This window comes from Megasphaera stantonii (genome assembly GCF_003367905.1).
GTDB classification, from domain to species: domain Bacteria; phylum Bacillota; class Negativicutes; order Veillonellales; family Megasphaeraceae; genus Megasphaera; species Megasphaera stantonii.
Genome location: NZ_CP029462.1, coordinates 2,165,700 through 2,191,578, shown reverse-complemented (window position 1 = coordinate 2,191,578; position 25,879 = coordinate 2,165,700). Strand labels below are relative to the sequence as shown.

Genomic DNA, 25,879 nt, shown 5'->3' with positions numbered 1-25,879 from the left:
TTTAATGCTATTATTCCCACTCAATCGTCGCGGGCGGTTTACTCGTAATATCGTACACGATGCGGTTGATGTGGTCTACTTCGTTTACGATGCGGCTGGAGATTTTATCCAGGACGTCGTAGGGGATTCTGGCCCAGTCGGCAGTCATGAAATCCGTCGTCGTAACGCCGCGGAGGGCTAAGGTATAGTCGTAGGTACGGAAGTCGCCCATAACGCCGACGGTACGGTTGCTCGTGAGGACAGCAAAGTACTGATTAATGGAGCGCTGCAGTCCGGCGTTGGCAATTTCTTCGCGGAAGATCGCATCGGCATCGCGGAGGATAGCGAGTTTTTCCTTCGTGATTTCGCCCATGACGCGGATAGCCAGGCCCGGTCCCGGGAAGGGCTGACGCCATACGAGGTAATCGGGAAGGCCCAGTTCTTCGCCCAGTTCGCGGACTTCGTCCTTAAAGAGGTTGCGCAGCGGTTCGATAAGGCCTTTGAAATCGACGACTGCCGGCAGGCCGCCTACGTTGTGGTGGCTCTTGATGACAGCGGCGTCGCCGGCGCCCGATTCGATGACGTCGGGGTAGATCGTGCCCTGAGCCAGGAAATCGACGGCGCCGATTTTACGGCCTTCGTCTTCAAATACACGGATAAATTCTTCGCCGATAATCTTGCGCTTCCGTTCCGGTTCACTGACACCGGCCAGCTTCGACAGGAAGCGTTCCGACGCGTCGACGCGGATAAAATTCATGCCCGAGCCTTGGAACGCCGCTTCGACTTCGTCGCCTTCGTTTTTGCGCATGAGGCCGTGGTCGACAAAGATACAAGTCAGCTGGCTGCCTACGGCCTTAGAAATAAGAGCCGCCGCAACGGAGCTGTCTACGCCGCCCGACAGAGCTAGCACGACCTTGCCGTCGCCGACGGTCTGCTTGATCGTTTCTATGGCCGTCTTAGCATAGTTAGCCATCGTCCAGGTGCCGGTACAGCCGCAGACTTCAAAGAGGAAATTGTGAAGCATTTCCTTGCCGTGTTCCGAATGGAGCACTTCCGGATGGTACTGCATGGCATAAAGCTTTTTCGCCGGATTCTGCATAGCCGCTACGGGGCAGTTATCCGTATAGGCGACGATTTCAAAGCCTTCGGGAATGTCCGATACATAGTCCGTATGGCTCATCCATACGATTTCCTTTTCCTGCAGGCCTTTAAACAACGGGGAAGACGTGTTGACGGTAACCGGCGTCTTGCCGAATTCGCGCATTTCCGCAGACTGCACCTTGCCGCCCAGGGTCTGAGCCATAAACTGCATGCCGTAGCACAGGCCGAGGACAGGGATTCCCAAGTGAAATACTTCTTCTTCAATCTTCGGCGCATTGTCCTCATACACGCTGGCCGGGCCGCCTGTAAAGATAATGCCTTGAGGCTGCATTTCCTTTATTTTTGCCAGAGCCTTCTGATACGGGTATACTTCGCAGTACACGTGGTTTTCACGGACGCGGCGCGCAATAAGCTGATTATACTGACCGCCAAAATCGACAACAATAACGAGTTCTTTGTTATCCATTTCTTCCTCCTCATTTACGATAAAATCTCCCAAGCTGCAGTGCAGTCATGGTTTTATGATTCTGTTATTATATCATGAATGGACGCGCAGAAAAAGAGGCAATCAGAGAAGATACGTCAAAAAAGCAGTCCGGCAGAGCATCTCCTGTCTGCCGGACTGCTTTTTGCGTATCTCCGATATTACTTACTTATTTTCTTCCGAAGCGCCGTATTCCTTGTACAATTCATCCAAAATATTATACCGCGTGACAATTCCCACGACGCGGCGGCCGTCTACGATGGGAATGACCTTCAAATGTTCCGCTACCATGACGCCGGCCAGCTGTTCTACATCGGCGTCGGGAGCCGCGATGATGACGTTCTTGGTCATCATTTCCTTTGCCGTGCAGGCCATCAGCTTTTTAAAGCCCTTGTCGTACTCGCTGATGCCGTTGTAATAAATGCTGGCTCCCAGTAAGTTGACATAGTGAGGAACGTGAGGCTTGATTTTTTTGTACAGCAAATCTGCGTCGGTAATGATGCCGATAAGCTGCTCTTCTTCGTCTACGATAGGAATCGCCGCCACCTTATTTTTTACAAACATGTGAACCAAACTGAAGACGGACGTAGACGGACTTGCCGTCACAAAATTCTTTTCCATGATATCAGACGCAGTACGTTCTTCCATAAGCTCAACCCCTTTTTCCGATGTAATGCCAACCATATCCTAGCTTACAAATCGAGTATGTATAAATGCTATATGATATATCGTATATAATAAGTATTACACATACGCAAGGGAAATTCCTGCTTGACAAGGAAATTTTTTACTCGCCTTTACCAATGATATGGCTCATGGCGCTGAATTTTGACAGCCCGATAAATTTGCTCCAGCAAGATCATGCGGATCATCTGGTGGGTCAGCGTAATCCGCCCGAAGGATATGCGGCTGTCGGCGCGGCGGCGCACGCCGTCGGACAAGCCGAAGGGGCCGCCGATGATGAAGGTCAGCTCGCTGCATCCGTGGAGGGCTATTTCGGAGAATTTCGCCGCCATGTCTTCCGACGAAATCAGCGTCCCCTGCACGTCCAGCACGAATACGTACGATCCCTGGCGGACGTGGCGCAGCATTTTTTCCCCTTCCTTTTCCAATACCTGCCGCTTTTGGGCTTCCGAGGGATTATCGGGCATCTTTTCTTCCGGCAGCACCGTAATTTCTACCTGCCCGTACGGCCGCAACCGCTTGAGAAATTCATCGATGCCCGCCGTCAGGTACTTCTCTTTTATTTTTCCAATGGTAATAATATGATATTTCATCAGCTTTCTTCATTCTCCGGGCTTGCCTGCAAAACGACCGTCGCCGTCTGTTCCGATTGGCCGCGCATGTAGGTAATGGAAACAGACTCGCCGACCTGGCAGCTGTCCAGCACATTCTGCAGTACTGTAAAATCTTTGACTCTCGTGCCGTTAATCGACAGGATGATGTCGCCGCGGCCAATGTCGGCCTGATCCAGCGGGCCGCCGGCCACTACTTTATAGACGAAAATTCCTTCTACGTCGATTTTCATGCCGAAGCGGGCTGCCATCTGCTGATCCAGCCCATACAAGCCGAGATAGGGCCGGACGACCTTGCCGTTTTTAATCAGCGCGTCGAGGATCGGCCGGGCCGCATTGATGGGAATGGCAAAGCCCAGGCCCTCTACGCCTTCCTTGGAAATCTTCGCGCTGTTGATGCCGATGACCTTGCCGTCGGCGTCGACCAGCGCTCCGCCTGAATTGCCCGGGTTAATGGCCGCGTCGGTCTGAATCAGCTTCATGCTCTGTCCTTCGGCGCCCAGGGTCCGGTTCATCGAGCTGATGACGCCGGCCGTAACGGTTCCCTGAAATTCCAATCCCAAGGGATTGCCGATGGCGATGGCCGGCTCACCGACCTGCAGGGCGTCGCTGTCGCCGAATTCTGCGACGGGCAGGTTATCCACATTGATCTTGACAACGGCCAAGTCGGTCTTTTCATCGCGGCCGATGACTGTGCCCTCCGTACTCTGCCCGTCGGCCAGCGATACGATGACGGTCTTGCTGTTGCCTACGACGTGCTGATTCGTAGCAATATAGCCGGCTTTATCAAAAATAATGCCGGAGCCGACGCCTTCGCCGACCAGGACGCGGCGGTTGAAAATATCGCGGTCATAGACCTTCGTCGTAATGCCGACGACAGCAGGCGACGCCTTTTTAGCCGCCCGTACGACGGCCGTATTGCGGGCGTCGGAAATATCGCCGGACGGGGCCGGCTCGGCCAGCTGCTCTATCGTTCCCTGGTACGTGCGGTTAGGCGCGAAGAAAACGTCGTGAATTTTAAATCCGCCGGCGACACCGACGGCAATCAGTATGATCCCTACGGCGGCGGTTAGCATGTGTTTGCGCTGCATCAGGCATTACCTCCTTCTTGAAAGCGGACATGGCCGTTTTGACAGGCCAGGCGCAGCAATATATCCTGTCCGACGACGCGGCCGCCCCGGCTGAGCACGGTCCGTACCGTGTGCAGGGACAGGGCGGGCGTATTATTTTTTTCACTGCGATGCGCCAGCAGTACCTTCATCAGCCCTTTCAAGGGGATACGGGCCAGAAATTCCGCCGCATCGCGGTTGGACAGATGGCCCCACCGGCTCAAGATGCGGTTCTGCAAGGCGTAGGGATAAGGCCCGTTTTTCAGCATTTCCTCATCGTGATTGGCTTCTAAAATCAAGATATCCGAATAGGCCGCTGCCAGCTCCACGTCATGGCTGATATATCCCAAGTCCGTAGCCAGGGTAATCTTGCTGTCGCCGTGATAAATCGTATAGCCTACGGGGCGGGCTGCGTCGTGGGAAATCAAAAACGGCACGATTTGTATTTCTTTCAAGCCCACGCGGCGAGGCAGGCGGACAAACCGGCCGGCATATTCGCCGGCTTTTCTGCCCAGGCAGCTCCACGTCTCCCGCGTCGTATACACGGGAATATCCGTCTTTTTCAGCAGCGTCGCCAGGCCGTTTACGTGGTCGGCATGCTCGTGGGTAATAAAGACGGCGTCCAGCTCGGACAGGGAGCATCCATACGCTTTTAATCCCTTTTCGATGCGGCGGCAGCTGATGCCTGCGTCGATAAGTATTTTCGTATGGCCGCAGCGGATAAACGCGGCGTTTCCCTTGCTCCCGCTGGCCAGCATGCTGACTAAGCAGTCTCTGTGGCGCGCTTCACCGCCCATGACCGGAATATCCTCCCGCTGCCCTTCCGCCGGCAGGACGGCGCATCCGGCCCGCTGCCTGGCCCGCCCGATTGACGCGGCCAGCTGTTCCAAGCGAAGCTCGCTTTCCGTCATAGATTTCCCCCCTTGTAGTCCTTCTCTTCGTGCTATTATAGCATAGGTTTGGCAAAAAAAAACCATCGTATCGGAATTTCTCCTTAACGATGGCGTATTTGGTGGGCCTAGGTGGACTTGAACCACCGACCTCACGCTTATCAGGCGTGCGCTCTAACCAGCTGAGCTATAGGCCCATGACGTATTTAGTATACCATACAGTTGTCAAATGTCAAGATAATGGTGGGCCTAGGTGGACTTGAACCACCGACCTCACGCTTATCAGGCGTGCGCTCTAACCAGCTGAGCTATAGGCCCATATCTTTGTGACTTGCTTAGTATACCACATTTCACCGAAGTGTCAAGATTTTTCCGCAAATTCTTTTAAAATTTCTGTTTCCTTATGGATTTCCCCCTTGCCGGCACGTTTTGCTGGCAAGGGGGAAAACAAATTAACGTCTCGTCTTAGGCATAGCTTTCTATCAAGGTCTTGAAGGCCGCGAAGGAGCGCCTGATCATATCGGGGTCTACGCAGTAGGAAATGCGGACGTAACCGGGGCAGCCGAAGCTGTCGGCCGGTACGATGAGCAGGTTGAGCTTCTTGGCCTTTTCGGAAAAGGCGTTGGCGTCGGGTTCCGGCGATTTGACAAACAAGTAGAACGCGCCGCTGGGATAGACGCATTCGTAGCCCATCTCCTTCAGCCCGTTGTACAGCAGCTTGCGGTTTTCGTCGTATATATTCATATCCGACAGCTTGCCCATGCATTTCAGCACGACGTCCTGAAACAGATGAGGCGCGCAGACGAAGCCCATCGCCCGGCCGGCGCCGCACACCGCCGTATACACGGCCTTAGCGTCGGCGGCGCAGTCCGGCACGAGGATGTATCCGATGCGTTCGCCCGGCAGCGACAAGGACTTGCTGTAGGAATAGCAGATGATCGTATTGGCGTAGAATTTCGGCACGTACAGAATCGGCAGGCCGTCGTAAATGATTTCGCGGTACGGTTCGTCGGAAATCAAATAAATGGAATGGCCTATATCGGCCGATTTTTTCGTCAGCAAGGCTGCCAGCTTCGTATACGTATCGGCCGAATACACCGTGCCGGCCGGATTGTTCGGCGAGTTGACAATAATCGCCCGCGTATGAGGCGTAATGGCCTGTTCCATCGCTTCCAATGAAATCTGGAAATGCTCCGTATCAGGAGGCAGCACGACCTCTTTCGCTCCGGCGTTATGAATGAAGACAGTATATTCCGGAAAAAACGGAGCCACGACGATTACCTCGTCTTCCGGACTTTCGACGAGGGCTTTCAGCGTGACCGTCAGGGACGCCGCCGCGCCGCAGGTCATATAAAAATTATCGGCCGAAACGCCGGCGTCGTAGGTTTGATTCATGTAGTCGGCCAGGCCGCGGCGTACCGCCAAATCGCCGGCAGCAGCCGTATAGCCGTGCACGTCGACGGACTGGCGGGTCGCGACGATTTCTTCAATCGCTTCCTTGACGCACGCCGGAGCCGGAACCGTCGGATTTCCAATGCTGAAGTCAAAGACGTTTTCCCTGCCGACGACGGCCGCCTGTTCCTGCCCGTAGGCAAACAAATCGCGGATGACCGAAGCCTGCGAGCCCAAGGCGTACATTTCTTTTGATGGCATAATCATCAACCCCTTTTTCGTAATGGTTTTATTATACCACAACTCGTGAGTGTATACGGCAACGTATCGTAAAAAATTAGGCGTACGAGGCGAGAGTCCGTAAACTATTTCAAAGAAACGCAAAAATTTTCTTCTCTGCGATTTGAAAAGGCCTGCGTCTTGTGGCATAATAAGATGTTCCAACATATATTATCATCAGGAGGTCTCTATATGAAGAAATTGAACCCTTACGTGTATTTATTTACGATGGGTCATTTTTCCGTAGACTGGTCGCAAGGCGCTATCCCCGCCCTGCTGCCGTATTTTATCGCAACGTATAATCTCAGCTATCAGGACGCGGCGACGCTCATCTTCGCCAACATGCTGTTATCCTCTATTTCCCAGCCCATTTTCGGCTATTATTCCGATAAGATATCCAAGCCCTGGTTCGTCCCTCTCGGGCCGGTCCTCTGCGGCATCTGCATTACCCTGCTGGGAATTACGGACAATTACTGGCTCATCTTCCTCTGCTCCATGTTCTGCGGCTTCGGCTCTTCTATTTACCATCCCGAAGCGGCGCGCATGGTCAATAAGATTTCCGGCCCCTTAAAAGGCCAGGCTATGGGAAGCTTTTCCGTCGGCGGCAACGCCGGCTTTGCCGTCGGCCCCATCGTTGCCGGCTTCTGCGCCTATACCTTCCACATTTATGGATTGGTCATTTTCGGCCTTATCAACTTCATCATCGCTGCGCTGATTTATCATTTCATGCCGAAGGTGCTCCATCAGGTAAGCGACGCCGACATCGCCGAAACAAAAGCCCATCCGAACGAAGAAAAGCACAACGACTGGCGCTCGTTCAGCAAGCTTACCGTCGTCATCTTCGTCCGTTCCATCGGCTTTACTCTCTGCAATACCTTTATTCCGATCTATTGGATTCACGTCCTGCAGGCTTCGCCGTCCCAAGGCAGCTTCGCCTTGTCCATACTGTTTTTCATGGGCGTAGTCATCACCTTTATCGGCGGCATTTTGGCCGACCGCTTCGGCTTTATCCGCATCATGCGGGGTTCCTTCCTCATCATGGTACCGGCCATGTTCTTCTTCGTCAACAGCACCGATTTATGGCTGTCGACGCTGCTCCTCATACCCGTGGCCTTCTCCCTCTTCGCCCCATACAGCCCTATCGTCATTTTGGGGCAAACCTTCTTGGGCAAAAATGTCGGCTTCGCCTCCGGCGTCACCCTGGGCCTGAGCACGACGATGGGCGGCCTCTTCTCTCCCCTCGTCGGCTGGGGAGCCGACACATGGGGCCTGACCTCAGCCTTGCAGGTATTATGGGTCTGCGCTCTCATCGGCGCTATCTTCACCTTCCTCGTTCCCACGCCGGAGCAATGGAAGCAAAACGGCATGAAGTAAGGAAAAACGATGCCAGATACAGCAAAGCCCCTCGACGCTATCCAACGCGCCGAGGGGCTCTTTTAAATATGCAGACGGCAAGCTGTCAAGCTTTCAGCTGCTTAACAAACCAGGCATAGGCCGCACAGAGAATCACTGCCGTGACGGCCCAGCTGACGGGAAATACCATCATGAGCGTCGCAAAATCAGGTTCCCAGGCAAAGACGGTATACACCCAGGTCACGCGGGTGCCGCAGATGCCGAAGAGGGTAATCAGCGCCGGTATGAGCGAGCTGCCGTAGCCGCGCATCGCTCCGGACACCACTTCGATGACGGCGTTGATAAATTCCAGGCCGGCCACGTATTTCAGGCGGATAAAGCCCAAGGCGACGACCGTACTGTCGTCGCTGAAAATATGCAGCAAGGGCACGCCGAACAGGATCAGCAGGGCGCAAATACAGGCCGTCAGCAGCAGGTCCTGAAACAGGCACCACTTCATCGCCTGTTTGCACCGTCTTATGTTCCGGGCCCCGTAATTCTGGCTGACGAAGGTCGTGCAGACCTGTCCGAAGGCGTTGATCAGGAAGAAGGTAAAGATTTCCAGGTTGAAGGCCGCTGCCGAGGCCGCCATGACGTCGGGGCCCAATTCATTGATAGCCGACTGGATGCAGAGATTGGACAAGGCGAAGACCATGCCCTGCATCCCTGCAGGCAGGCCGATGCGCAGCATAGGAAGGAGAATCCGTTTATCCACATGAAACTCCGTCAGGCGGACGCGGATTTCCGTCTGGCTGCGGCACAGGAAATAAAACAGCATGGCCGAACTCAGGGCCGTCGCGACGATCGTGCCGATTGCCACGCCTTCAACGGACATGTCCAGAACGAGGATGAAGAATAAATTCAGGAAAAATTTAGTAATGCCCGACGCAATCAGGCAATACAGGGGCGTGCGCGTATCGCCCTGGCTGCGGAAAATCGACGATTCGAAATTATACAGCAAGATAAACGGCATGGCCAGCCAAAAAACGCGCAGATACAAGACGGCCAGATCGAAAATTTCTTCCGGCACCGATAAGAGGCGCAGCAGCGGCTCGACCAGGAGCTCGCCTGCGATGGCCATGGCGACGCCGCATCCCAGGGCGACGAGGATAGCCGTATGGACGGCGGCGTGGACGCCGTGGATATTCTTCTTGCCGATAAAGCGGGCGATGATGACGTTCGCTCCCAGCGATATGCCGATAAACAGGCTCAGCACCATGCCGATGATTGGGCTGTTGCTGCCGACGGCCGCCATGGCCTCCTTGCCGACAAACTGGCCGAGCATGGCGATGTCGGCGGCGTTGAACAGCTGCTGCATGATGCCCGTAAAGGCGAAAGGCAAGGCCACGACGAGGATCTTATCCCACAGCGAGCCTTCGAGCATGTTGACGCTTCTCGTATTGTTCTTTCTATTCATATTGCCGCACACCTGACCTTACGGATGAAACAGAGCCCTCCGCAGCACACCGCTATGCCCGCAGATGCTTGACAAACCATTGATACGCTGCGATGAGAATGACTGCCGAGACGCCCCAGCTGATAGGAAAGACCATCATCAGCGTTTCAAAATCAGGCTCCCAGGAAAAGACCGTGTATACCCAGGCAATGCGGGTGCCGCAGATGCCGAACAGCGTGATGAGAGCCGGTATGAGCGAGCTGCCGTAGCCGCGCATGGCCCCGGAAAATACGTCGATAAGCGACTCGATGACCTCCAGGCAGCCGACGTAGGTCACCCGTATCATGCCGTAAGCAATGACGGCGGCGTCGCTGTTGAAAATACTTAAAATCGGTATGCCGAAGGCGTACACGAAAGCGCCGCAGGCTACACCGATGATAATATCCTGCACAAGGCACCATTTCAGCACCTGCTTGCACCGGTCCAGCTTGCGGGCGCCGTAATTCTGGCTGACAAAGGTCGTACAGACCTGTCCGAAGGCGTTGACGATGAAAAAGATGAAAATTTCTACGTTGAACGCCGCCGCTGAGGCGGCCATGACGTCGGGCCCTAAGCCGTTGATCGCCGACTGGATGCACAGATTCGACAAGGCGAAGACCATGCCCTGCACGCCTGCCGGCAGGCCGATACGCAGCATGGGCATGAGTATCCGCTTATCTACGTGGAAATCCTGCAAATGGACGCGGATATCCGTCGTGCTGCGGCACAGGAAATAAAAGAGCAGTCCCGAACTGATCGTACTGGCAACGACTGTGCCGATGGCCACGCCTTCGACAGACATGTCGAGGACGAGGATAAAAAAGAGATTCAAAAAGAATTTAACTACGCCGGAAACGATCAGGCAGTACAAGGGCGTCCGCGTATCTCCCTGGCTGCGGAAAATCGACGATTCGAAGTTATACAGCAGGATGACCGGCATGCCTAAGAGAAAAATCCGCAGGTACAGCACGGACATGTCGAAAATTTCATCGGGCACCGACAAGGCCCGCAGCAGGGGAGCCGCCGCGATTTCCCCCAGAATCGTCATGACTACGCCGCTTCCCAGGGCGACGAGTATGGCCGTGTGGACAGCAGCATGGACGCCGTGGATATTTTTCTTGCCGATAAACCGGGCGATGACGACGTTTGCCCCCAGGGACACGCCGATAAACAAACTCAGCACCATGGCGATAATCGGGCTGTTGCTGCCGACGGCCGCCATAGCCTCCTTTCCGACAAACTGGCCGAGCATGGCGATGTCGGCGGCGTTAAACAGCTGCTGCATAATACCCGTAAAGGCGAAGGGCAAGGCTACGATGAGGATTTTATCCCACAGCGAGCCTTCCAGCATATTCACTTTTCTTGTTCGTTTTTCTTGTTTGATTTGTTCCATATCAACTTAATTATGCACATTAAAGTATACTCTCGTCAATACAAAAATGACCGGCAGACGTTGCATTTTCTGTCTGCCGGTCGTTCTTATGCGGTTAATAAATGATTTACGCTTCCAGCCCCAGGCGGTACAAGCGGTTGGCGTTGTCGAAAAAGACGGCCTGCCAGTACTGCTCGGGAATAAAGGCTTTGACAAAGGCGACGTAATCGCCTAAATTGGCCAACGGCCAGTCCGTGCCGAACATAACGCTGTCGTAGCGGTTCAAATAGCACAGCCAGTCGCGCAGCATCGAAATATATCCTTCCTTGGCCTTCAAAAAGCCGTTCATGTCATGAATCTTTCCTTCAAGCAGCCCCGACAAGTCGACGGCGACGTTGCGGTTCTTTTCCAGCACGGCGATGGCGTCCTGCAGGAATGGGTTGCCGATATGGCACATGACGAACTGCACGTCTGGGTGCTTGACGGCCGCTTCATCGAGCGTCAGGGGATGGCTGTATTTGAGCAGGGCGTTGGCCGTCGCCGTAAGGCCCGTGTGAACGGCTACGGGCTTGTCGTATCGTTTCGCCAGCTCGTATACGGGGTCGTATACGGAATCATAAATATAGACGTGGTTATACCCCGGGTAGAGCTTGATGCCGCAGCACTGCTTCCGCTTCAGGTTTTCCTCAAGCAGCGGGAGGGATTCCTCGATATGATCGTTGCAGCCGCTGCTGTCCAAGCCGATGCAGTAGCTCATGAATTCGGGATAGACGTGCCCCTCCGGGTCCAGCGTCCCGTTGCCCATGACTACGCCGTGAACGTAATGATATTGGGCATAGGCCTGCCGCAGGTGCTCGGCTGAGTTGACGTGGCCTGCCGCCAGGGCCAGCTCATTAAATCCCTTGAAATCGCGGAAATGGAAATGACTATCGATAATTTTCAATGTATTGCCCTTCATCGTCTGCGCTCCCTACTCGGCTGTGATCGTTTCCAGAGCAATGCGGATCATGTCGTCAAAGGACGTCTGCCGTTCTTCTGCCGTGCAGGCTTCCTTGGTCAGCAAATGATCGCTTACGGTAAACAAGCCCAAGACCTGAACGCCGTATTTCGCCGCCAGCACGTATAGCCCTGCCGTTTCCATTTCCACAGCCATGATGCCGTACGCCGTCAATTTGTCATTATCGATTTCATCATCATAAAACCGGTCTACTGAGACGATATTGCCGACGCGGACGGGGATGTTCTGCCGCGCCGCCGCGTCGTAGGCCTTCCGGAGCAGCTCGAAATCTGCCAGAGGCGCGTAATTGATGGACGGGCCGAAGATGTTGCGTATAATAGACGAATCCGTCGTAGCCCCCTGGGCGATGACGACGTCGCGCAGCCGGATATCCTCGCGCATCGCGCCGCAGGTACCGACGCGGATCAGCTTTTTGACGCCGTAATCACGCATGAGCTCCGTCGCGTATATGGAAATAGAAGGAATCCCCATCCCCGTGCCCTGGACGGAAACGGCGTGCCCCTTATAGGTTCCCGTATATCCAAGCATATTGCGGACCCGGTTGTAGCAGACGGCGCCGTCTAAAAAATGCTCCGCTATATACTGAGCCCGCAGCGGGTCGCCGGGAAGCAGGATATTCTCGGCAATATCGCCTGTCTTGGCTTCAATGTGCAAACTCATAACAAGGACCTCCTCTGTACAGCCCTATCGCTGTTAGTCTATAATCGAATATCGTCTCTATTATATCACAATTACAAAGAGCTCGTCATAGATAATAGACGTCCTTTATCAATTTTTCCGCTTTCATTTTTAGGCAAATTCGCTGTTTCAATAAAACGGTCCGGAACCTCCTGAGGCAGCAGCCGTCGCCGCAGCGCCGCTATGCAACGCGTTTTATCCTGTTTCCATACATCGGATGAAGAAATATAAGCGATGAGCTCGTCTCTGTGAGGCCGGCGCAGGACGACGACGGCCCCCTCTGCGTCGGGAATGCATTCCCGCAGCGCCCTTTCCACTTTATAGGCCGATATACTGACGCCGTTAACCCGGCAGATATCGTCGCTGCGGCCAAGGTAATGGAGCAGGCCGTCGTCTATATATCCCCGGTCATGGGTCGCGTAGGGCATGGAAAGCCCCAACACATGGCCTGCCGTGGAGACGGTAATTTCCTGCGTGTCCTCCTGCATGGCGATATGAACCCCTGCGAAGGGCCGGCCTACGAGGGTGTCGTCATCGGTCATGTCCTCATCCCTGATGTAAGTGATATAGTTCAATTCGCTGGAACCGTAGTACAAGACAATCTCTGCCATCGGAAAGACTTGCTTCAGCTGACCAGCCTGCCGTTTTCCCAAGGCCTGGGAACCGCTGATCATGTGCGTCACCGTATCGGCATCACAGCCGGAGGCTTTCATCTGCTTCATCAAGAGAAACAGCTTCGCCGGAATCATATATAACGCGTTGACCCGGTACGTTTCTATCATCGTCAGCCACTGCTTAGGATGGAAGCCGTCGGCTCCTATGACAGTGCCTCCGGCGGAAAATACGCCGAGATACATGTTTAAGTTCCCCGTAAAGGCCAAGCTCCCCTGGCAAAACATGACCGTGTTTTTATCGACGCCGAATACGCCGTTCTGCGCGGGAAAAAAGGATGCCCAGCTGTCATAGGTCCGCCACCACAGCTTCGGCCGGCCTGACGATCCGGACGTCATCACACCCATACAGGCAGCTTCCGGCGGGACTTGCGAACAATCATGTCGGCCGTATCTTGTCTGCGGAGCGATGACCGGTACCCAGTTCGTGCCGGCGTAAGCCAAAAACTGAATCAGTTGTTCGGCAATCGTATCGGCATAAATCCACTGGCAGGCGCGTTCTCCGCCGACGGCATCCCGCAGCGCCTGAGCCCGGCGCGCCAGCTGGCCGTAGGTATACCGGCAGGTTTCCGTAACGAGGGCCGTTTTTTCAGCGTCCTGTTCTTTAATAAGCGATAAGTAATCCATAGTCTACACTCTTTCTATAATCATAGCCTTGCCCAGGCCGCCGGCGCCGGCAATACTGCAGCAGCCCAGCGCGCCGTCCCGGGCCCGCAGCCCTTCGATAGCGTGCAGGAGCAGCACGGCGCCAGTCGCCCCGTAAGGATGGCCGTATGCCAAGGCTCCGCCGAAGGGATTGTAAGCCGCCACGCAGCGTGGAAACTGGCGGGCAAATAATTCGCCAATCAGGGCGAAAGCCTCATTGATTTCAAAAATATCTATGTCTTCGCCGCGCAAACCGCATCGTGTCAGCACGGCTTCTGCGGCCTGCACCGCTCCGACGGGACTCAGCAGCGGGTCTGTGCCGCAGGAGACGACGCCGCGTATTTTAACGGCCGGCTGCAGTCCATACCGGCGGGCGTACGCAGGAGAACACACGATCACAAAGGCTGCACCGTCGTTGGTGAGGCAGGCATTGGCCGCTGTAATCACTGTTCCATCGGGCAATACCGGCTTCAAACGCCGCAGCAGCTGCGGACGCATGGCTGGGCGAATGCCTTCATCCCGCGCGCCGCCCCATACAGGGGCAATGCACGGCTGAAACACGCCTTCCCGCACGGCCTCTCCGGCCAGAGCATGGCTGCGAAGGACCCAGGCATCCAGCATCTCCCGCGTAATATGGAATTGTTCCGCCGTGTATTCGGCGCAGCGGAGCATAGAGTCTTCGCTCCATACCTGCGGGCTGAATTGCGCCGTCATGTACCAGTCCCCATCGCCGCGGTAGGCCGGATGATTGGGATGACAGCTTCGCCGCGGCTGGGTAGACGCGCTGTCAAAGCCGCCGGCCAGAATACATTCCGCCTGTCCCGAAGCCACCTTTGCCGCCGCGATGGCAATGCTTTCCAGGCCGCTGCAGCACTGCATGTCGACGGTCACGGCCGGTACGGATACATCCAATCCCGCTTCCAGCGCGGCCAGCCGGGTAATGTTGCCGCCGCAGCCTACGCTGTTGCCGCCGATGATTTCGTCGATGCGGACCAGCCCGTATGCGCAGATCACTTCCTGCAAAACGGCTGCGCCCAGCTTCTCTGCCGGCACATGGCGGTACATGCCGTTATACACGCCGATGTAGCTGCGCAGGCCGCCGATAATATACACGTCGTTCATCGCATCGCACCCAGGATCTTATACAAGGGCCGGACCAAAGCCGCCGCCCCCAGGCACTTGACGATATCCAAGGGGATAAAGGGGAGCACGCCGCTGAGCACGGCCGCCTCCCATGTCATGCCAGTGATGAGCTTCAGCTGGATGCATCCCAGCACGTCGATGACCGGCAGGCCGATGCAGACGCCGACAAGGGCGAAGCGCTTGAAATTGTACTCCTTCCCCTTCAGCCAGGCAATGAGCGTCACGGCGACGACATACCCCCAAATATAGCCGCCTGTAGGGCCGAACATTTTTCCCGGGCCGGACGCGCCGCCCGTAAACACGGGGATGCCGATAAGGCCGATGCAGACGTACGCCAGCATCGCGGCACAGGCCTGCTTCGGCGGCAGCAGATAGGCCACCAAATTGACGACCAGCGTCTGCAGCGATATAGGCGACATAGAAAAGGGCAGAGGAATAATCATATACGCTGATACGCAGTTCATGGCGATGAGCAGGGCCAGCCGCGTCAGCGTTCCGGCATCATATGTTGTTGATTTCATCATGTACACGCTCCTTATAGGATAATCGTTCTATCGTATTGACCAGGCGGCCGCCGACATAGCCTTCCATACCGCCAGCCGTCTCCACGAGGCAGAGCTCTTCGCCGGCATATACGGGCTTTCGGAATTTGCAGCGCCAGCGAAGGTCGTCCTCATCCATCGACGACAGCAGCCGTTCCAGAAAGCACAATCCGGGGACGACGGCCCCCTTTCCTCGGTGTATTTCGTTGGCATCGCCGCTGACGGCCAGGTAATCCTGTATTTCCTCATCAGAAAAAACATGACGCCACAGGACTTCGCCGTCAGGAGCACCATCGGCCTCGGCCGATACAATCTCCCGGGAAAGGCTGAGCGGCTTGACCAGCAATACCGTCAGCGACTGACGGCACCTTCCTCCTTCATCCCATCCCAGCACTTGCAGCACGGCCCGCCGCTCCGTCTTCCGGCAGACCTCCAGCGAAATCGAACGAACCTCTCCTTCCAGGCACAGCGAGGCTTCTGCCAGAAACCAGCCGGAAAAATCATAGCGTTTACAGGCAGCCAGCTGCTGAATCAGCTGCATCATCGGCATCCCTTCCTTCTGTTCAATATGTATGGGATTATAGCAATTTCATTTATCAGTGTCAACTATATAAATTATTTTAAGTTAACAATAAATTGAACTATCGTTATTTATTTCACATAACAAACTATACGCTTTGAGCAATATGCTCTTATTACCTTATCTATAATTAAAACATTATAATAAATATATTTCTTCAGTTTATTCATGTATTATGCGTTTTTTAGCTGTATCATATTCAAATATGAGTATTTAATATAAGCAAACGCTTTTTTCCTCTTGCATTTATTTGTGAAAAAATGTACTATATGTATAACGAGATTGTGAAATTTAGAACTCATCTTTCCCGTTATACCAATGATGTTCCAAAATTTGCTATAGGCTGTGACGCCATATCAGCCGTAGCAGTGTTTCAGGTCATCATTAATTATTTTTCGATTATGAATCATAGCAAACAAAAATATATGTATAAGGTATTATTTTTTGTAATAACTTTGTATACCCTCTTGCATTTATGTTGAAAAGTTTGTTATGATTATAATAACAATATATCATTCATACTGATGATACATTTGCAACATGTATGTCTTATCCGGACATACTATTACATTCAAACCATAAGGAGTGATTTTCTGTGAAAGAAGTAGTAATCGTAAGTGCTTGCCGTACAGCTATTGGTAAATTTGGCGGTTCCCTGAAAGACGTTCCTGCAGCAGATTTGGGCGCTATCGTTATCGAAGAAGCCATCAAACGCGCAGGCATCGACAAAGCTATCGTTGACGAAGTCGTTATGGGCAACGTTCTCCAGGCTGCTCAGGGCCAGAACCCTGCTCGTCAGGCTATGATCAAAGCAGGTCTCCCCGTTGAAACGCCGGCTATGACGATCAACAAAGTCTGCGGTTCCGGTCTCCGCTGCGTATCCCTCGCCGCTCAGATGATTAAAGCCGGCGACGCCGACGTTATCGTAGCAGGCGGTATGGAAAACATGTCCGCAGCTCCGTACGCTATTCCTAAAGCTCGTTATGGCTACCGTATGGGCAACGGCGTATTGGTCGACACGATGATCAAAGACGGCTTGTGGGACGCTTTCAACGATTACCACATGGGCATCACGGCTGAAAACGTAGCTGAACAGTTCGGCGTTTCCCGTGAAGATCAGGACGCTTTGGGCGCTCGTTCCCAGCAGAAAGCTTGCGAAGCTATTAAGAGCGGCGCATTCAAGGATCAGATCGTTCCTGTCGTCATCCATGGCAAAAAAGGCGACACTGTTTTCGATACAGACGAATTCCCGCGTGAAGGCACGACGGTTGAAAGCCTCGCTAAATTAAAACCGGCCTTCAAAAAAGGCGGCACCGTAACGGCTGGCAACGCATCCGGCATCAACGACGGCGCAGCTGCATTCGTCGTAATGTCTGCTGAAAAAGCTGCTGAACTCGGCCTCAAACCGATGGCTAAAGTCGTAAGCTACGCTTCCGCAGGCGTTGATCCTTCCATCATGGGTATCGGACCTGTTCCTTCTTCCCGCAAAGCTTTGGAAAAAGCCGGCCTCACAGCTGACGATCTCTCCCTCGTAGAAGCTAACGAAGCGTTCGCAGCACAGTCCGTATACGTTGTTCGCGAACTCGGCCTCGACATGAGCAAAGTCAACATCCACGGCGGCGCTATCGCTCTCGGCCATCCGATCGGAGCTTCCGGCGCTCGTATCCTCGTTACGCTGCTCTACGGCTTGAAAGAAGTCGGCGGCAAATACGGCTTGGCTACCCTCTGCATCGGCGGCGGCCAGGGCACGGCTTGCATCGTAGAAAACATCGACTAATTTCAATTGATATTGTCGTAACTAAACGCATGGGCATCTTTGTCCATGCGTTTTTTTGCACTTCTGACAATGTAAAAAATGGGAAAGTTTTTTACTATATCTTTACGGTATATAACGTTCTCTATACGTACTATTTTCATATAATTATTTTTCAAAAACTATTTTATTTTCTTCACAAAAATGATAGAATGAACTAGCCAAAATAAATAGTTGTTCATACTAAAATTTTACAATGAAAGAAGGACTGATAATGAAAACTACACGTCGTAAAATGTCTTTGGTTCAGCTGACCTTCGTCACTGCAGCCAATATGTTGGGGGCAGGCATCATCATGCTGCCGACCAAACTTGCTGAAGTCGGTACGATTTCCATTATTTCGTGGTTAATTACGGCTCTCGGCTCGCTCGCCCTGGCTATGACTTTCGCCCGATGCGGCATGTTTACTACGAAGCCTGGCGGAATGGGCGGTTATTCCGAATACGCCTTCGGGCGAATAGGACATTTTATGGCAAATTATGCCTATGCAGTTTCCATCGTCATTGCAAACGTGGCTATCGCCATTTCTGCCGTAGGATATGGCGCCGGGTTCTTAGGAACCTCCTTTACGCCGCTGCAAACATGTTTATATACAATCGCCTTGCTCTGGATCGCGGCCGCGTTAAATTTCAGCGGCTCCCGCTATTCGGGCAAGCTCAGCACGATAACGATCTGGGGCGCGATTATTCCCGTCCTGGGCATCTCGCTCATCGGTTGGTACTGGTTTGAACCGTCTACGTGGATTTCTTCGTGGAATCCGAACGACGTTGGGTTCATCGACGCCGTCGGCAATTCCATTGCCCTGACCCTCTGGTCTTTCCTGGGTCTGGAATCGGCTGCCGTCAACATGGACGCCGTAGAAAATCCGCAGCGTTCCGTTCCCATCGCAACCTTCGTCAGCACCTTGGGCGTAGCGTTTATCTATGTCGCCTCGACGAACGTCATTGCCGGCATCGTTCCCAATGCGGAAATCCTGAGCTCCAGCGCCCCCTTCGGCCTGGCCTTTTCGTACATGCTCGGCTCTACGGCCGGCAAGGTCGTCATGGGCCTGATGGTCTTCTCCTGCGCCGGCTCGCTCCTGTCGTGGCAGTTTACCCTGGCCCGCGTCTTTAAGACCAGCGCCCAGCGGGGCTTGTTCCCGAAGGTATTCGCCAAGGTCACCAACGCCGACGTTCCGGTCAAAGGCATGATCCTCATCCTGGCTATGCAAAGCTGCCTGGCCCTGATGACCATCAGCCCGACGCTGGCCAAACAGTTCGAGCTCCTGGCAAACCTGGCCGTCGTGACAAACGTTATTCCTTACATCTTCTGCGCTTTCGCATTGAAATCTATCTTGGAAAAAGAACAGATTTCCAATGCCGTCTGCAACAGAAATACGTCTATTTTCCTGTCCGGCGTATCTATTATTTACTGCATTTACGCCCTGACGACGACAGACGCTGTAACCTTCTTCAGCGGCTGTCTGGCAGCCTTCATCGGCTGGATGATTTACATGGTCCGTTTCAATATCCTGAAACAGCCCTTGCCGCTGCAAAATAAATAAACACGTGCAAAAGAGCCGATCCTTGCGGATCGGCTCTTTTTATATCAGTCGTAATTACTTTATGAATTTATACACAGCCATGACGAACACGTTTCCAACGGCGACAGAGGCGACGACCAAACAGCTTTCTACGACAAACGGCGTAATGAATACGAGAAAATTATTTTGCACGACAGGCATGCATTGGAAAATAAGGGAGCTGAAAATTTGCAGGCGGCTGTCGAAGATGATCGAATTCGATCCCAGCCAGACAGCCGTCATCACGACGATGCGCAAGCACTGAATAATCCGTTCCTTTCCCGGCAGGCCCTTTGACGGAAAAAAATAAAAGGCGAACACGGCGATGACGCATATGCCCATAGCGATAAATCCAAAGCCCATGATGCCCATCACGCCGACGACCAGGCTGGTCGTTACTTCGCCGTCGCCGACAGACGGAAACAGGAGCATGCCCATGACAGCGCAAGGCAGAGGCAGGCTATATAAAATCGTATCCAGAAATTCGGAAAACCAGTAGACCCGGCGGCGCTTCAGCCACCAATCCACGCCCCAGGCAGCCAGAGACTGCAGCGTCAGGGTCCCCACCATCCATGCGAAAAAGGAGGCGACCCGCAAGGCGTATTCCTGCCAAAACGGATACGCCATGAGGCCGTTGAGAATGGCGACGGCAACGCACAGGGCGACGATGCCGCCGTATAGTATTGCACCTACGGACGCATATTGCGACGTTCCCGTCCCCTTCATCTGGCGGCGGCGCACCGTAATGGGCAGGCTCAGCGAAGCCAAAATGAACACCAGGACCGACAGGGATACGAACAGGCCCTTATCGGACGCAAAGGCGCCGAAGGGAATGGGGACTGTCCAAAGAGCCAGCCGCAGAACAGCCCGCACGCGATCTGTCACAGACGCCGTCATAGGCTCCCTCCCTTCGCCGTATCCGACCCGGTCAGGCAGGCCAGGCCATAGGCCAGCAGCAGCGTGACGCATACCTTTCCGTACATGCCGACGATGAATACGATATCCCGTCCAACAGTCGGCCATTCCCAAAAGGACGACGATTTCCAGATATCGCCCATACAGGCGCTGAAAACGGCAAAGGCCGCGGCGACAGCCAGCCACATGACGACAAAGGCAGCCCGGCTTATCTTCCGCTGTTCCGGGCCGAACCGCGCTTCGGCGCTGCCTAAATAAGCCCAGGGAACCAGGAAGGACAAGACCGTATAGCTCACCAGGGCCACGACGGCGCTGGAGCCGTTATGTATCGTATACGCCCCGATGGGAATCGGGATAATAAAAAAACACATGAACACGCACTGACGAATTACATCGCAACAGCCACTCATTTCTTTTCTGTACCTCCATTACAGGAACTCTCTTGCTTAATAATTAAGTATACCACATACAGGGCATACATGGGTAGTCGTTATGGCCGGCCGGCGCAATCTTCTATTGCGAAAAAGACGGCTCTTGTGTACAATAGATAATAATTACGCAAATATTTACATAGAAAGGTATTTACACGATCATGTCCAAAACATTCCAATCCTTAGGCATTACGCCGGAGCTTTGCGAACTGCTGCGCAAGCAGGGCATCCGTGAGGCCACGGCCATACAGGAACAGGCGATCCCGCCTGTATTTAAAGGGCGCGACATACTGGCCCAGGCCCAGACCGGCACGGGCAAAACCTACGCCTTCCTCCTGCCGTCATTGCAGCAGGTCAAGCCGAACGTCCATATGGAGCAGGTCCTTATCATCGCGCCGACGCGCGAGCTGGCCCGGCAGATTGCCGAAGTAGCCGACGCCCTAGCCCCGGCTCTCGGCGTCGACGTCCTCAGCCTCATCGGCGGCAAGACGATCGAAAACCAGCTGCAGAAGCTGCACCGCCATCCCCATGTCATCATCGGCACGCCGGGCCGCCTCCTGGACCATTGCCGCCGCAATTCCCTCGATTTAAGCGGCGTCGGCCGGGTCGTCGTCGACGAAGCGGACCAAATGCTGCAGTCGGGATTTTTAGAAGACGTCGACATCCTCATCAGCATGACGCCCAAGCGCCGTCAGCTCCTGTTTTTCTCCGCCACCATACCGGACAAAATCAGGGGTCTGGCTAAAAAACACATGCAGAATCCCCTGTCGCTCCGCGTATTAGAAGGCGAAACCATCGCTCTGGAGCAAATTGAACAGCGCATCTACATGACCAGCGAGGACAAAAAATTCGGCATGCTGTGCCAGATGCTGCAGGAAATGAATCCCTACCTGGCCGTCGTATTCTGCAATACTAAAGAGCGGACAGCCCAGCTGGCCGGTCAGCTCATCGCCGCCGGCTTCAATATCGGCGAACTCCACGGCGACATGTCCCAAGGCCGCCGCACCCAGGTGCTGCGCGATTTCGCCCGGGCTAAGACGCAGATTCTCGTCGCGACGGATATCGCCGCCCGCGGCATCGACATCGAAGGCATTACGCACGTATTCAACTACGACGTCCCCCGCGACGTAGATTATTATATCCACCGCATCGGCCGGACAGGCCGGGCCGGCAACGAAGGCTTGTCCGTCATGTTCGCCACCGGCTCTGACGAAGACTGGGTTCGCCGCATCGAACACAGCATTCACGCCACGATTACCAAATATACGACGAGCGGCAAAATCAAAGTCAAGGCCAGCGCGCAGCCTCCCAAAAAGAAAAAGGTATACAAGGACAAGCTGCCGGCCAGCACGTACCAGCCTACGAAAAGCAAGCGCCACAAAACGCTGCATAAGGGCGGAGACAACCGCCGCCGGCGGTAACATACAGTAAGGAGGTACTTGATATGAAAAAACAATTAGCCGTCGTCCTGGCCATTCTGACGCTGTTCGTCAGCGCCGGCTGTTCCCCGGCAGACACGCAGGACGCCAATAAGGCCCAGACCACGCAGGAACAGCAGGTCGATAAGGGCAAAGCTGAAAAAGCCACGATCGGCGAAGTCGCCGGCCTCGGCGATACGGCCCAGGATTGGGAAGCCGAATTCGGCCATCCCTACGCGCAAGGCGATACGCTGAAAGTATACAAGGGCGGCCTCTACGAAGTCGTATTTGAAAAGGACCGGGCCGTTACCATTACCTTGCCGGCTAAAGACGGCAAAGAACCGGCGACGGATACGCTCCTTCCCCGCGACGGCAAGAAGCAGTCGGAAAACAGCCAGCAAACGGGCGGCATGACCATGATCGTAGAAAAATGGCACAGCGACATGCTGGAAAAAGCGATCCCCGACACGAAGGGAACCTATACGGTCATGAAAAATAAAAACGGCAAAGAATATGACAGCATTATCGTCGACTGCACGCCTAATTTGAAAAAATAAATACAATCATACGAAAAAGGCTCCTCCCTAGTCCCATGCAGGCTATGGAGGAGCCCTTTTTCGTCAGTATAGGACGGCCTCGATAAGGCGCCTCGTGTATTCGCTTTGAGGACGGCAAACGACGTCGTCCATCCGTCCTTCTTCTACAATCCGGCCCTTGTCCATGACGATAAGCCGGTCGCAGCACTGCTGCGCTACGGCCAAATTGTGCGTAATAAACAGGAGCTGGAGACGCCCCTCGGCCTTTAGCTCCAGCAGCAGTTCAAGAATCTGCCGCTGGGCCATGACGTCCAAGGCGCTCGTCGCTTCGTCGCAAACAAGCAGCCGCGGCTGTGCCGCCAAGGCGCGGGCGATGGCCGCCCGCTGGCATTGGCCGCCGCTGACCTCATGAGGATACCAATCGGCGGCGGCAGCAGGCAATCCGCACCGTTCCAGCAGCGCTCTTACCCGTTCCCGCCGTTCGGCTTTGCCGACGCCGCCGTTCTTAAGACATTCTCCGACGCCGTCTCCCAGTGTCCGCCGCGGGTCAAAGGACGACCGAGGCGACTGAAATACCATTTGCACTTCTTTATACACCTGCCGCAGGGCCTTTCCCCTGGCCTCTGTAATATCGCAGCCTCTCAGCAAAATACGTCCTGACGTCACGTCGATAAAGCGGCATACCGCATTGGCGACGGTGCTCTTTCCCGACCCGGACGAACCGATCAGGCCGACGCTTTCGCCTTCTTCTATGCAAAAACTAACCCTATCCAACGCCCTGACCTGAGCGCCCTTTCTTCCTGAAAATACTTTCGTCACTTCTTGCAGTTCCAAAACAGTCATCGTCTGTCCCTCCGCAGCTTCGGCACGGCAGCCAGCAGCTCCTTCGTATACGCCTGGGCCGGCGAGGCCAGCACGTCTTTCGCCGGTCCGTATTCTATTATCTGACCGTCCTTTACGACCAGCACGTAATCGGCTACGCGGGAGACGACGCCCATGTCGTGCGTGACCAGCATAATCGCCGTACCGTACTGATCCCGCAAATACAGCAGCTCATCCAGTACCTGCTTCTGCGCGCAGACGTCGAGAGCGCTCGTCGGCTCGTCGGCCAGCAGCAGGGCCGGCTTCAGCAGCATGACCAAGACTAAGGCCGCGCGCTGATTCATGCCTCCTGACAGCTCAAAAGGATAGCTTTCCCATACGCGCCGGCCGTCTGAAAATCCCAAGCGCGCGAAAAGCTCCAAAGTCTGCCGCCGGACCTCTTCCTTCCCCATATCCAAATGGGCCGCCGCAGCCTCGCAGATTTGACTGCCTATGGTCCGCACCGGACACAGCGACGCCGCGGCATCCTGAAAGACCATGGCCATCTGTGCACCGCAAAGACGCTGCATCCCTTCGTCCGATAACGCCAGTATATCCTGTCCTTGAAACCAAATATGTCCCTGCGTCACGGCGCCTCCCGGGCCTAAGAGATTCATAGCGCTTTGCAGGAGGGTGCTCTTGCCGCTTCCGGACTCGCCGACAATCCCCAATATCTCTCCCGGCTGCAGCGAAAACGTCGCCTGCCGCACGACTGTCCGCCCGTCATAGCAGATGTCTACGTTGTCATAGGCGATGACCGCCTCTTTCATGTCCATTATCCTCACGTCTTATCTAAATCCGCCGTAATTTCATAAAAATCGCAGGGATGAGCCGCAAGGCCGACGACGCCCTTCCTGGCGATCATGCTCATCTTCAAATGGGAGCAAAATACATAGGCGTGGTCGTCCAGAATAGTCTGCGCCATCTGCGCGGCCAGCGCGCCCCGTTCATCGGGGTCAAAGGTCCCTTCCATCTTCCGGGCTAATTCTTCCAGGGCGTCGCTGTGATACCGGCCTGTATTGCTGTCCGACCCGTCGAGGCAGCAGTAGGTGAAGAAATACTGCGGGTCTCCCGACGGAGCCGTCACCATCGCGCTGGCATAGACGTCCCAGGCAGAGCGGTCCTTTTTCACGCGGTTGTGGTCAGCCGTACACTGTATATCCACGGCGACGCCAATCTGCTTCAGCGTCGCCTGAGCCGACTCGGCCAGCAACGGCAGTTCCTGACGGCTCGGATAGGTAAGCCAGCGTAAGGCTAATCTGCGTCCGTCCTTTTCCCGAACGCTGTCGCCGTCTTCATCCTTCCAGCCGGCGTCGTCCAATACGCGCCGGGCCCCTTCTAAGTCATAGGGCTCGGCCTTCGCCGCATCGCCGCCGAAGGCAAACGTACCGGGAAAGGGGCCGGCGGCAGGGTAGCCGTTTCCATGGAGCAAGGCGTCGACAAAGCCCTGCTTGTCAATGGCCATGGAAATCGCTTTGCGGACAGCTTCCTCCTGCATCAGAGGGCTGTCGAAATTCATCCAGACAAAGAAGGTGCGACTTGTAGCCGCGCTGCTGATCGTGTACTCGTCGTTTTGAAACAGGGGATAGCTGGCATAGGGCATGCCGTAGGCCGCGTCGATTTCTCCGGACTGCAGGGCCATAGTCAGCGTATCGCCGTCGGAAATAGTCCGTATCGTAATCGAATCCAGCTTGGGCTCGCCGTTCCAATAGGCATCATTTTTTACGAGGTCGACGTGGTCTCCGGACACGAGGGACACGGCCTTATACGGCCCCGTCGCCGTCACCATGCCGTCGCTGGTGATGCCGGCCTGCATGTCGATGATGCAGCCGTATGGGTCGGACAGATAATTGGGCAGGGCCGGCACGGGAACCGTCGTCCGAATCGTCAGCACCTGTCCGTCCGCTTCCATCGAGGCAATATGCAAATCGCCGGCCGCCCGCTTATGGACGGCAACCAAATGCTCCAGACATTCCTTGACGGCCTGGGCGTCTACGGGCCGGCCGCTGGTAAAGGTCACATTCCTGCGCAGGACAATCCGCCACGTCACGTCGTCGACAGGCTCATAGCTTTCTGCCAGCCACGGCTCAATTTCCATCGTATCGGAGTATCGGAACAGCGTCTCCCCTACGCCGTAGCGGATACAGGCCCAGCCGCTGTTGTCGTTGTGCGGATTGATGTCGGGCTCGTTGTTTTCAGGGTTAAAGGTCGTATCGCCCATGACAAAGGTTTTGCCAGCGGCGGAATGGTTCGCCTCTTCCGTACCGCCGCAGCCGGCCGCCGTCAGCAGCAGGAGCGCCGCTGCAATCCACGCTATAAACCGTTTTTTATTCATCCTC

At 54.6% G+C, this 25,879-nt stretch carries 24 protein-coding genes and 2 tRNA genes; 5 read left to right on the top strand and 21 right to left on the bottom strand.

The genetic code is table 11. The features are described 5' to 3' along the window. Nucleotides 1–10: 10 nt before the first annotated feature. The 8 genes from guaA to DKB62_RS10370 form a co-directional block, all read right to left on the bottom strand. Nucleotides 11–1,546 (bottom strand): glutamine-hydrolyzing GMP synthase, encoded by a 1,536-nt coding sequence (gene guaA, locus DKB62_RS10405; RefSeq protein ID WP_087476904.1) that lies wholly within the window; start codon nucleotides 1,544–1,546, stop codon nucleotides 11–13. A 183-nt stretch (nucleotides 1,547–1,729) separates the two neighbouring features. Next, on the bottom strand, nucleotides 1,730–2,212 hold the full coding sequence (locus DKB62_RS10400; protein WP_095630207.1) for a CBS domain-containing protein: 483 nt from the start codon (nucleotides 2,210–2,212) through the stop codon (nucleotides 1,730–1,732). Between the two features lie 149 nt (nucleotides 2,213–2,361). Next, nucleotides 2,362–2,841: a 23S rRNA (pseudouridine(1915)-N(3))-methyltransferase RlmH gene (gene rlmH / locus DKB62_RS10395; RefSeq protein WP_107196382.1), complete on the bottom strand. Its 480-nt coding sequence runs from the start codon at nucleotides 2,839–2,841 to the stop codon at nucleotides 2,362–2,364. Continuing rightward, entirely contained in the window at nucleotides 2,841–3,953 is a 1,113-nt protein-coding gene (locus DKB62_RS10390) for a S1C family serine protease (RefSeq protein ID WP_107196381.1), read from the bottom strand. The genes rlmH and DKB62_RS10390 overlap by 1 nt, the downstream gene beginning before the upstream one ends. Then, nucleotides 3,950–4,879: an MBL fold metallo-hydrolase gene (locus DKB62_RS10385; RefSeq protein WP_107196380.1), complete on the bottom strand. Its 930-nt coding sequence runs from the start codon at nucleotides 4,877–4,879 to the stop codon at nucleotides 3,950–3,952. Before DKB62_RS10385 ends, DKB62_RS10390 begins: the two co-directional genes overlap by 4 nt. 99 nt (nucleotides 4,880–4,978) lie before the next feature. Continuing rightward, nucleotides 4,979–5,055, bottom strand: a tRNA-Ile gene (locus tag DKB62_RS10380). Between the two features lie 44 nt (nucleotides 5,056–5,099). Then, nucleotides 5,100–5,176: transfer RNA gene (locus tag DKB62_RS10375), tRNA-Ile, on the bottom strand. A 147-nt stretch (nucleotides 5,177–5,323) separates the two neighbouring features. After that, complete coding sequence (locus DKB62_RS10370) at nucleotides 5,324–6,511, bottom strand: pyridoxal phosphate-dependent aminotransferase (RefSeq protein ID WP_107196379.1); 1,188 nt, start codon at nucleotides 6,509–6,511, stop codon at nucleotides 5,324–5,326. Between the two features lie 210 nt (nucleotides 6,512–6,721). Here DKB62_RS10370 and DKB62_RS10365 point away from each other — a divergent pair, with 210 nt between their 5' ends. After that, complete coding sequence (locus tag DKB62_RS10365) at nucleotides 6,722–7,903, top strand: MFS transporter (RefSeq protein ID WP_087476898.1); 1,182 nt, start codon at nucleotides 6,722–6,724, stop codon at nucleotides 7,901–7,903. A gap of 85 nt (nucleotides 7,904–7,988) precedes the next feature. On the opposite strand, the gene DKB62_RS10360 is transcribed toward DKB62_RS10365, so the two are convergent. The 8 genes from DKB62_RS10360 to DKB62_RS10325 all read right to left on the bottom strand — a co-directional run bounded on the left by DKB62_RS10360 (nucleotide 7,989) and on the right by DKB62_RS10325 (nucleotide 15,969). Beyond that, nucleotides 7,989–9,338, bottom strand: coding sequence for an MATE family efflux transporter (locus DKB62_RS10360; protein WP_107196378.1), 1,350 nt, complete (start codon nucleotides 9,336–9,338; stop codon nucleotides 7,989–7,991). A 52-nt stretch (nucleotides 9,339–9,390) separates the two neighbouring features. Next, on the bottom strand, nucleotides 9,391–10,749 hold the full coding sequence (locus DKB62_RS10355; RefSeq protein WP_107196377.1) for an MATE family efflux transporter: 1,359 nt from the start codon (nucleotides 10,747–10,749) through the stop codon (nucleotides 9,391–9,393). Between the two features lie 106 nt (nucleotides 10,750–10,855). Next, complete coding sequence (locus tag DKB62_RS10350; RefSeq protein ID WP_087476895.1) at nucleotides 10,856–11,686, bottom strand: amidohydrolase family protein; 831 nt, start codon at nucleotides 11,684–11,686, stop codon at nucleotides 10,856–10,858. 12 nt (nucleotides 11,687–11,698) lie between these two features. Next, the gene (deoD, locus tag DKB62_RS10345; RefSeq protein ID WP_087476894.1) at nucleotides 11,699–12,406 is read right to left on the bottom strand and encodes a purine-nucleoside phosphorylase; all 708 of its coding nucleotides are present in this window, start codon (nucleotides 12,404–12,406) and stop codon (nucleotides 11,699–11,701) included. 71 nt (nucleotides 12,407–12,477) lie between these two features. After that, the gene (locus DKB62_RS10340) at nucleotides 12,478–13,722 is read right to left on the bottom strand and encodes an AMP-binding protein (RefSeq protein WP_107196376.1); all 1,245 of its coding nucleotides are present in this window, start codon (nucleotides 13,720–13,722) and stop codon (nucleotides 12,478–12,480) included. A gap of 3 nt (nucleotides 13,723–13,725) precedes the next feature. Then, nucleotides 13,726–14,862 carry a thiolase family protein gene (locus DKB62_RS10335; protein WP_107196375.1) on the bottom strand — a complete coding sequence of 379 codons (1,137 nt, stop codon included), beginning with the start codon at nucleotides 14,860–14,862 and terminating at the stop codon, nucleotides 13,726–13,728. Continuing rightward, nucleotides 14,859–15,407 (bottom strand): biotin transporter BioY, encoded by a 549-nt coding sequence (locus DKB62_RS10330; RefSeq protein ID WP_232818820.1) that lies wholly within the window; start codon nucleotides 15,405–15,407, stop codon nucleotides 14,859–14,861. The genes DKB62_RS10335 and DKB62_RS10330 overlap by 4 nt, the downstream gene beginning before the upstream one ends. Continuing rightward, nucleotides 15,385–15,969, bottom strand: coding sequence for a MaoC family dehydratase (locus tag DKB62_RS10325; RefSeq protein WP_107196374.1), 585 nt, complete (start codon nucleotides 15,967–15,969; stop codon nucleotides 15,385–15,387). Before DKB62_RS10325 ends, DKB62_RS10330 begins: the two co-directional genes overlap by 23 nt. Before the next feature lie 631 nt (nucleotides 15,970–16,600). Here DKB62_RS10325 and DKB62_RS10320 point away from each other — a divergent pair. Together DKB62_RS10320 and potE are read left to right on the top strand one after the other, a co-directional pair. Continuing rightward, nucleotides 16,601–17,782, top strand: a complete 1,182-nt coding sequence (locus tag DKB62_RS10320) for an acetyl-CoA C-acetyltransferase (RefSeq protein ID WP_087476889.1) — start codon at nucleotides 16,601–16,603, stop codon at nucleotides 17,780–17,782. A gap of 250 nt (nucleotides 17,783–18,032) precedes the next feature. Further along, a complete protein-coding gene (potE, locus tag DKB62_RS10315) occupies nucleotides 18,033–19,361 on the top strand; it encodes a putrescine-ornithine antiporter (protein WP_087476888.1) in 1,329 nt (442 codons plus the stop codon). 54 nt (nucleotides 19,362–19,415) lie between these two features. On the opposite strand, the gene DKB62_RS10310 is transcribed toward potE, so the two are convergent. Then, a complete protein-coding gene (locus tag DKB62_RS10310) occupies nucleotides 19,416–20,276 on the bottom strand; it encodes a hypothetical protein (RefSeq protein ID WP_107196373.1) in 861 nt (286 codons plus the stop codon). Beyond that, complete coding sequence (locus DKB62_RS10305) at nucleotides 20,273–20,665, bottom strand: hypothetical protein (RefSeq protein WP_233127978.1); 393 nt, start codon at nucleotides 20,663–20,665, stop codon at nucleotides 20,273–20,275. Before DKB62_RS10305 ends, DKB62_RS10310 begins: the two co-directional genes overlap by 4 nt. 221 nt (nucleotides 20,666–20,886) lie before the next feature. On the opposite strand from DKB62_RS10305, the gene DKB62_RS10300 reads away from it, so the two are divergent. Both DKB62_RS10300 and DKB62_RS10295 read left to right on the top strand, forming a co-directional pair. Continuing rightward, entirely contained in the window at nucleotides 20,887–22,146 is a 1,260-nt protein-coding gene (locus DKB62_RS10300; RefSeq protein WP_107196372.1) for a DEAD/DEAH box helicase, read from the top strand. A gap of 23 nt (nucleotides 22,147–22,169) precedes the next feature. After that, nucleotides 22,170–22,700, top strand: coding sequence for an LptM family lipoprotein (locus tag DKB62_RS10295; protein ID WP_107196371.1), 531 nt, complete (start codon nucleotides 22,170–22,172; stop codon nucleotides 22,698–22,700). A 63-nt stretch (nucleotides 22,701–22,763) separates the two neighbouring features. Here DKB62_RS10295 and DKB62_RS10290 read toward each other — a convergent pair whose 3' ends face one another. Genes DKB62_RS10290 through DKB62_RS10280 form a run of 3 tightly spaced genes read right to left on the bottom strand, consistent with a single transcriptional unit; the run spans nucleotide 22,764 to nucleotide 25,875 of the window. Then, nucleotides 22,764–23,522: an ABC transporter ATP-binding protein gene (locus DKB62_RS10290; protein WP_107196370.1), complete on the bottom strand. Its 759-nt coding sequence runs from the start codon at nucleotides 23,520–23,522 to the stop codon at nucleotides 22,764–22,766. Continuing rightward, nucleotides 23,519–24,316, bottom strand: a complete 798-nt coding sequence (locus DKB62_RS10285; protein ID WP_198643523.1) for an ABC transporter ATP-binding protein — start codon at nucleotides 24,314–24,316, stop codon at nucleotides 23,519–23,521. Before DKB62_RS10285 ends, DKB62_RS10290 begins: the two co-directional genes overlap by 4 nt. A gap of 5 nt (nucleotides 24,317–24,321) precedes the next feature. Continuing rightward, nucleotides 24,322–25,875 (bottom strand): ABC transporter substrate-binding protein, encoded by a 1,554-nt coding sequence (locus DKB62_RS10280; RefSeq protein ID WP_107196368.1) that lies wholly within the window; start codon nucleotides 25,873–25,875, stop codon nucleotides 24,322–24,324. Between the last annotated feature and the right edge of the window lie 4 nt (nucleotides 25,876–25,879).

Bases quoted from the DNA above. Each gene is read 5' to 3' on its own strand.
- DKB62_RS10360 (WP_107196378.1), bottom strand. From the start codon at position 9,338: ATGAATAGAAAGAACAATACGAGAAGCGTCAACATGCTCGAAGGCTCG.
- DKB62_RS10325 (WP_107196374.1), bottom strand. From the start codon at position 15,969: ATGATGCAGCTGATTCAGCAGCTGGCTGCCTGTAAACGCTATGATTTT.
- DKB62_RS10350 (WP_087476895.1), bottom strand. From the start codon at position 11,686: ATGAAGGGCAATACATTGAAAATTATCGATAGTCATTTCCATTTCCGC.
- guaA (WP_087476904.1), bottom strand. From the start codon at position 1,546: ATGGATAACAAAGAACTCGTTATTGTTGTCGATTTTGGCGGTCAGTAT.
- DKB62_RS10330 (WP_232818820.1), bottom strand. From the start codon at position 15,407: ATGATGAAATCAACAACATATGATGCCGGAACGCTGACGCGGCTGGCC.
- deoD (WP_087476894.1), bottom strand. From the start codon at position 12,406: ATGAGTTTGCACATTGAAGCCAAGACAGGCGATATTGCCGAGAATATC.
- DKB62_RS10340 (WP_107196376.1), bottom strand. From the start codon at position 13,722: ATGGATTACTTATCGCTTATTAAAGAACAGGACGCTGAAAAAACGGCC.
- DKB62_RS10300 (WP_107196372.1), top strand. From the start codon at position 20,887: ATGTCCAAAACATTCCAATCCTTAGGCATTACGCCGGAGCTTTGCGAA.
- DKB62_RS10335 (WP_107196375.1), bottom strand. From the start codon at position 14,862: ATGAACGACGTGTATATTATCGGCGGCCTGCGCAGCTACATCGGCGTG.
- DKB62_RS10310 (WP_107196373.1), bottom strand. From the start codon at position 20,276: ATGACGGCGTCTGTGACAGATCGCGTGCGGGCTGTTCTGCGGCTGGCT.
- DKB62_RS10385 (WP_107196380.1), bottom strand. From the start codon at position 4,879: ATGACGGAAAGCGAGCTTCGCTTGGAACAGCTGGCCGCGTCAATCGGG.
- DKB62_RS10355 (WP_107196377.1), bottom strand. From the start codon at position 10,749: ATGGAACAAATCAAACAAGAAAAACGAACAAGAAAAGTGAATATGCTG.
- DKB62_RS10365 (WP_087476898.1), top strand. From the start codon at position 6,722: ATGAAGAAATTGAACCCTTACGTGTATTTATTTACGATGGGTCATTTT.
- DKB62_RS10280 (WP_107196368.1), bottom strand. From the start codon at position 25,875: ATGAATAAAAAACGGTTTATAGCGTGGATTGCAGCGGCGCTCCTGCTG.
- DKB62_RS10370 (WP_107196379.1), bottom strand. From the start codon at position 6,511: ATGCCATCAAAAGAAATGTACGCCTTGGGCTCGCAGGCTTCGGTCATC.
- DKB62_RS10290 (WP_107196370.1), bottom strand. From the start codon at position 23,522: ATGACTGTTTTGGAACTGCAAGAAGTGACGAAAGTATTTTCAGGAAGA.
- DKB62_RS10295 (WP_107196371.1), top strand. From the start codon at position 22,170: ATGAAAAAACAATTAGCCGTCGTCCTGGCCATTCTGACGCTGTTCGTC.
- rlmH (WP_107196382.1), bottom strand. From the start codon at position 2,841: ATGAAATATCATATTATTACCATTGGAAAAATAAAAGAGAAGTACCTG.
- DKB62_RS10400 (WP_095630207.1), bottom strand. From the start codon at position 2,212: ATGGAAGAACGTACTGCGTCTGATATCATGGAAAAGAATTTTGTGACG.
- potE (WP_087476888.1), top strand. From the start codon at position 18,033: ATGAAAACTACACGTCGTAAAATGTCTTTGGTTCAGCTGACCTTCGTC.
- DKB62_RS10285 (WP_198643523.1), bottom strand. From the start codon at position 24,316: ATGGACATGAAAGAGGCGGTCATCGCCTATGACAACGTAGACATCTGC.
- DKB62_RS10305 (WP_233127978.1), bottom strand. From the start codon at position 20,665: ATGTGTTTTTTTATTATCCCGATTCCCATCGGGGCGTATACGATACAT.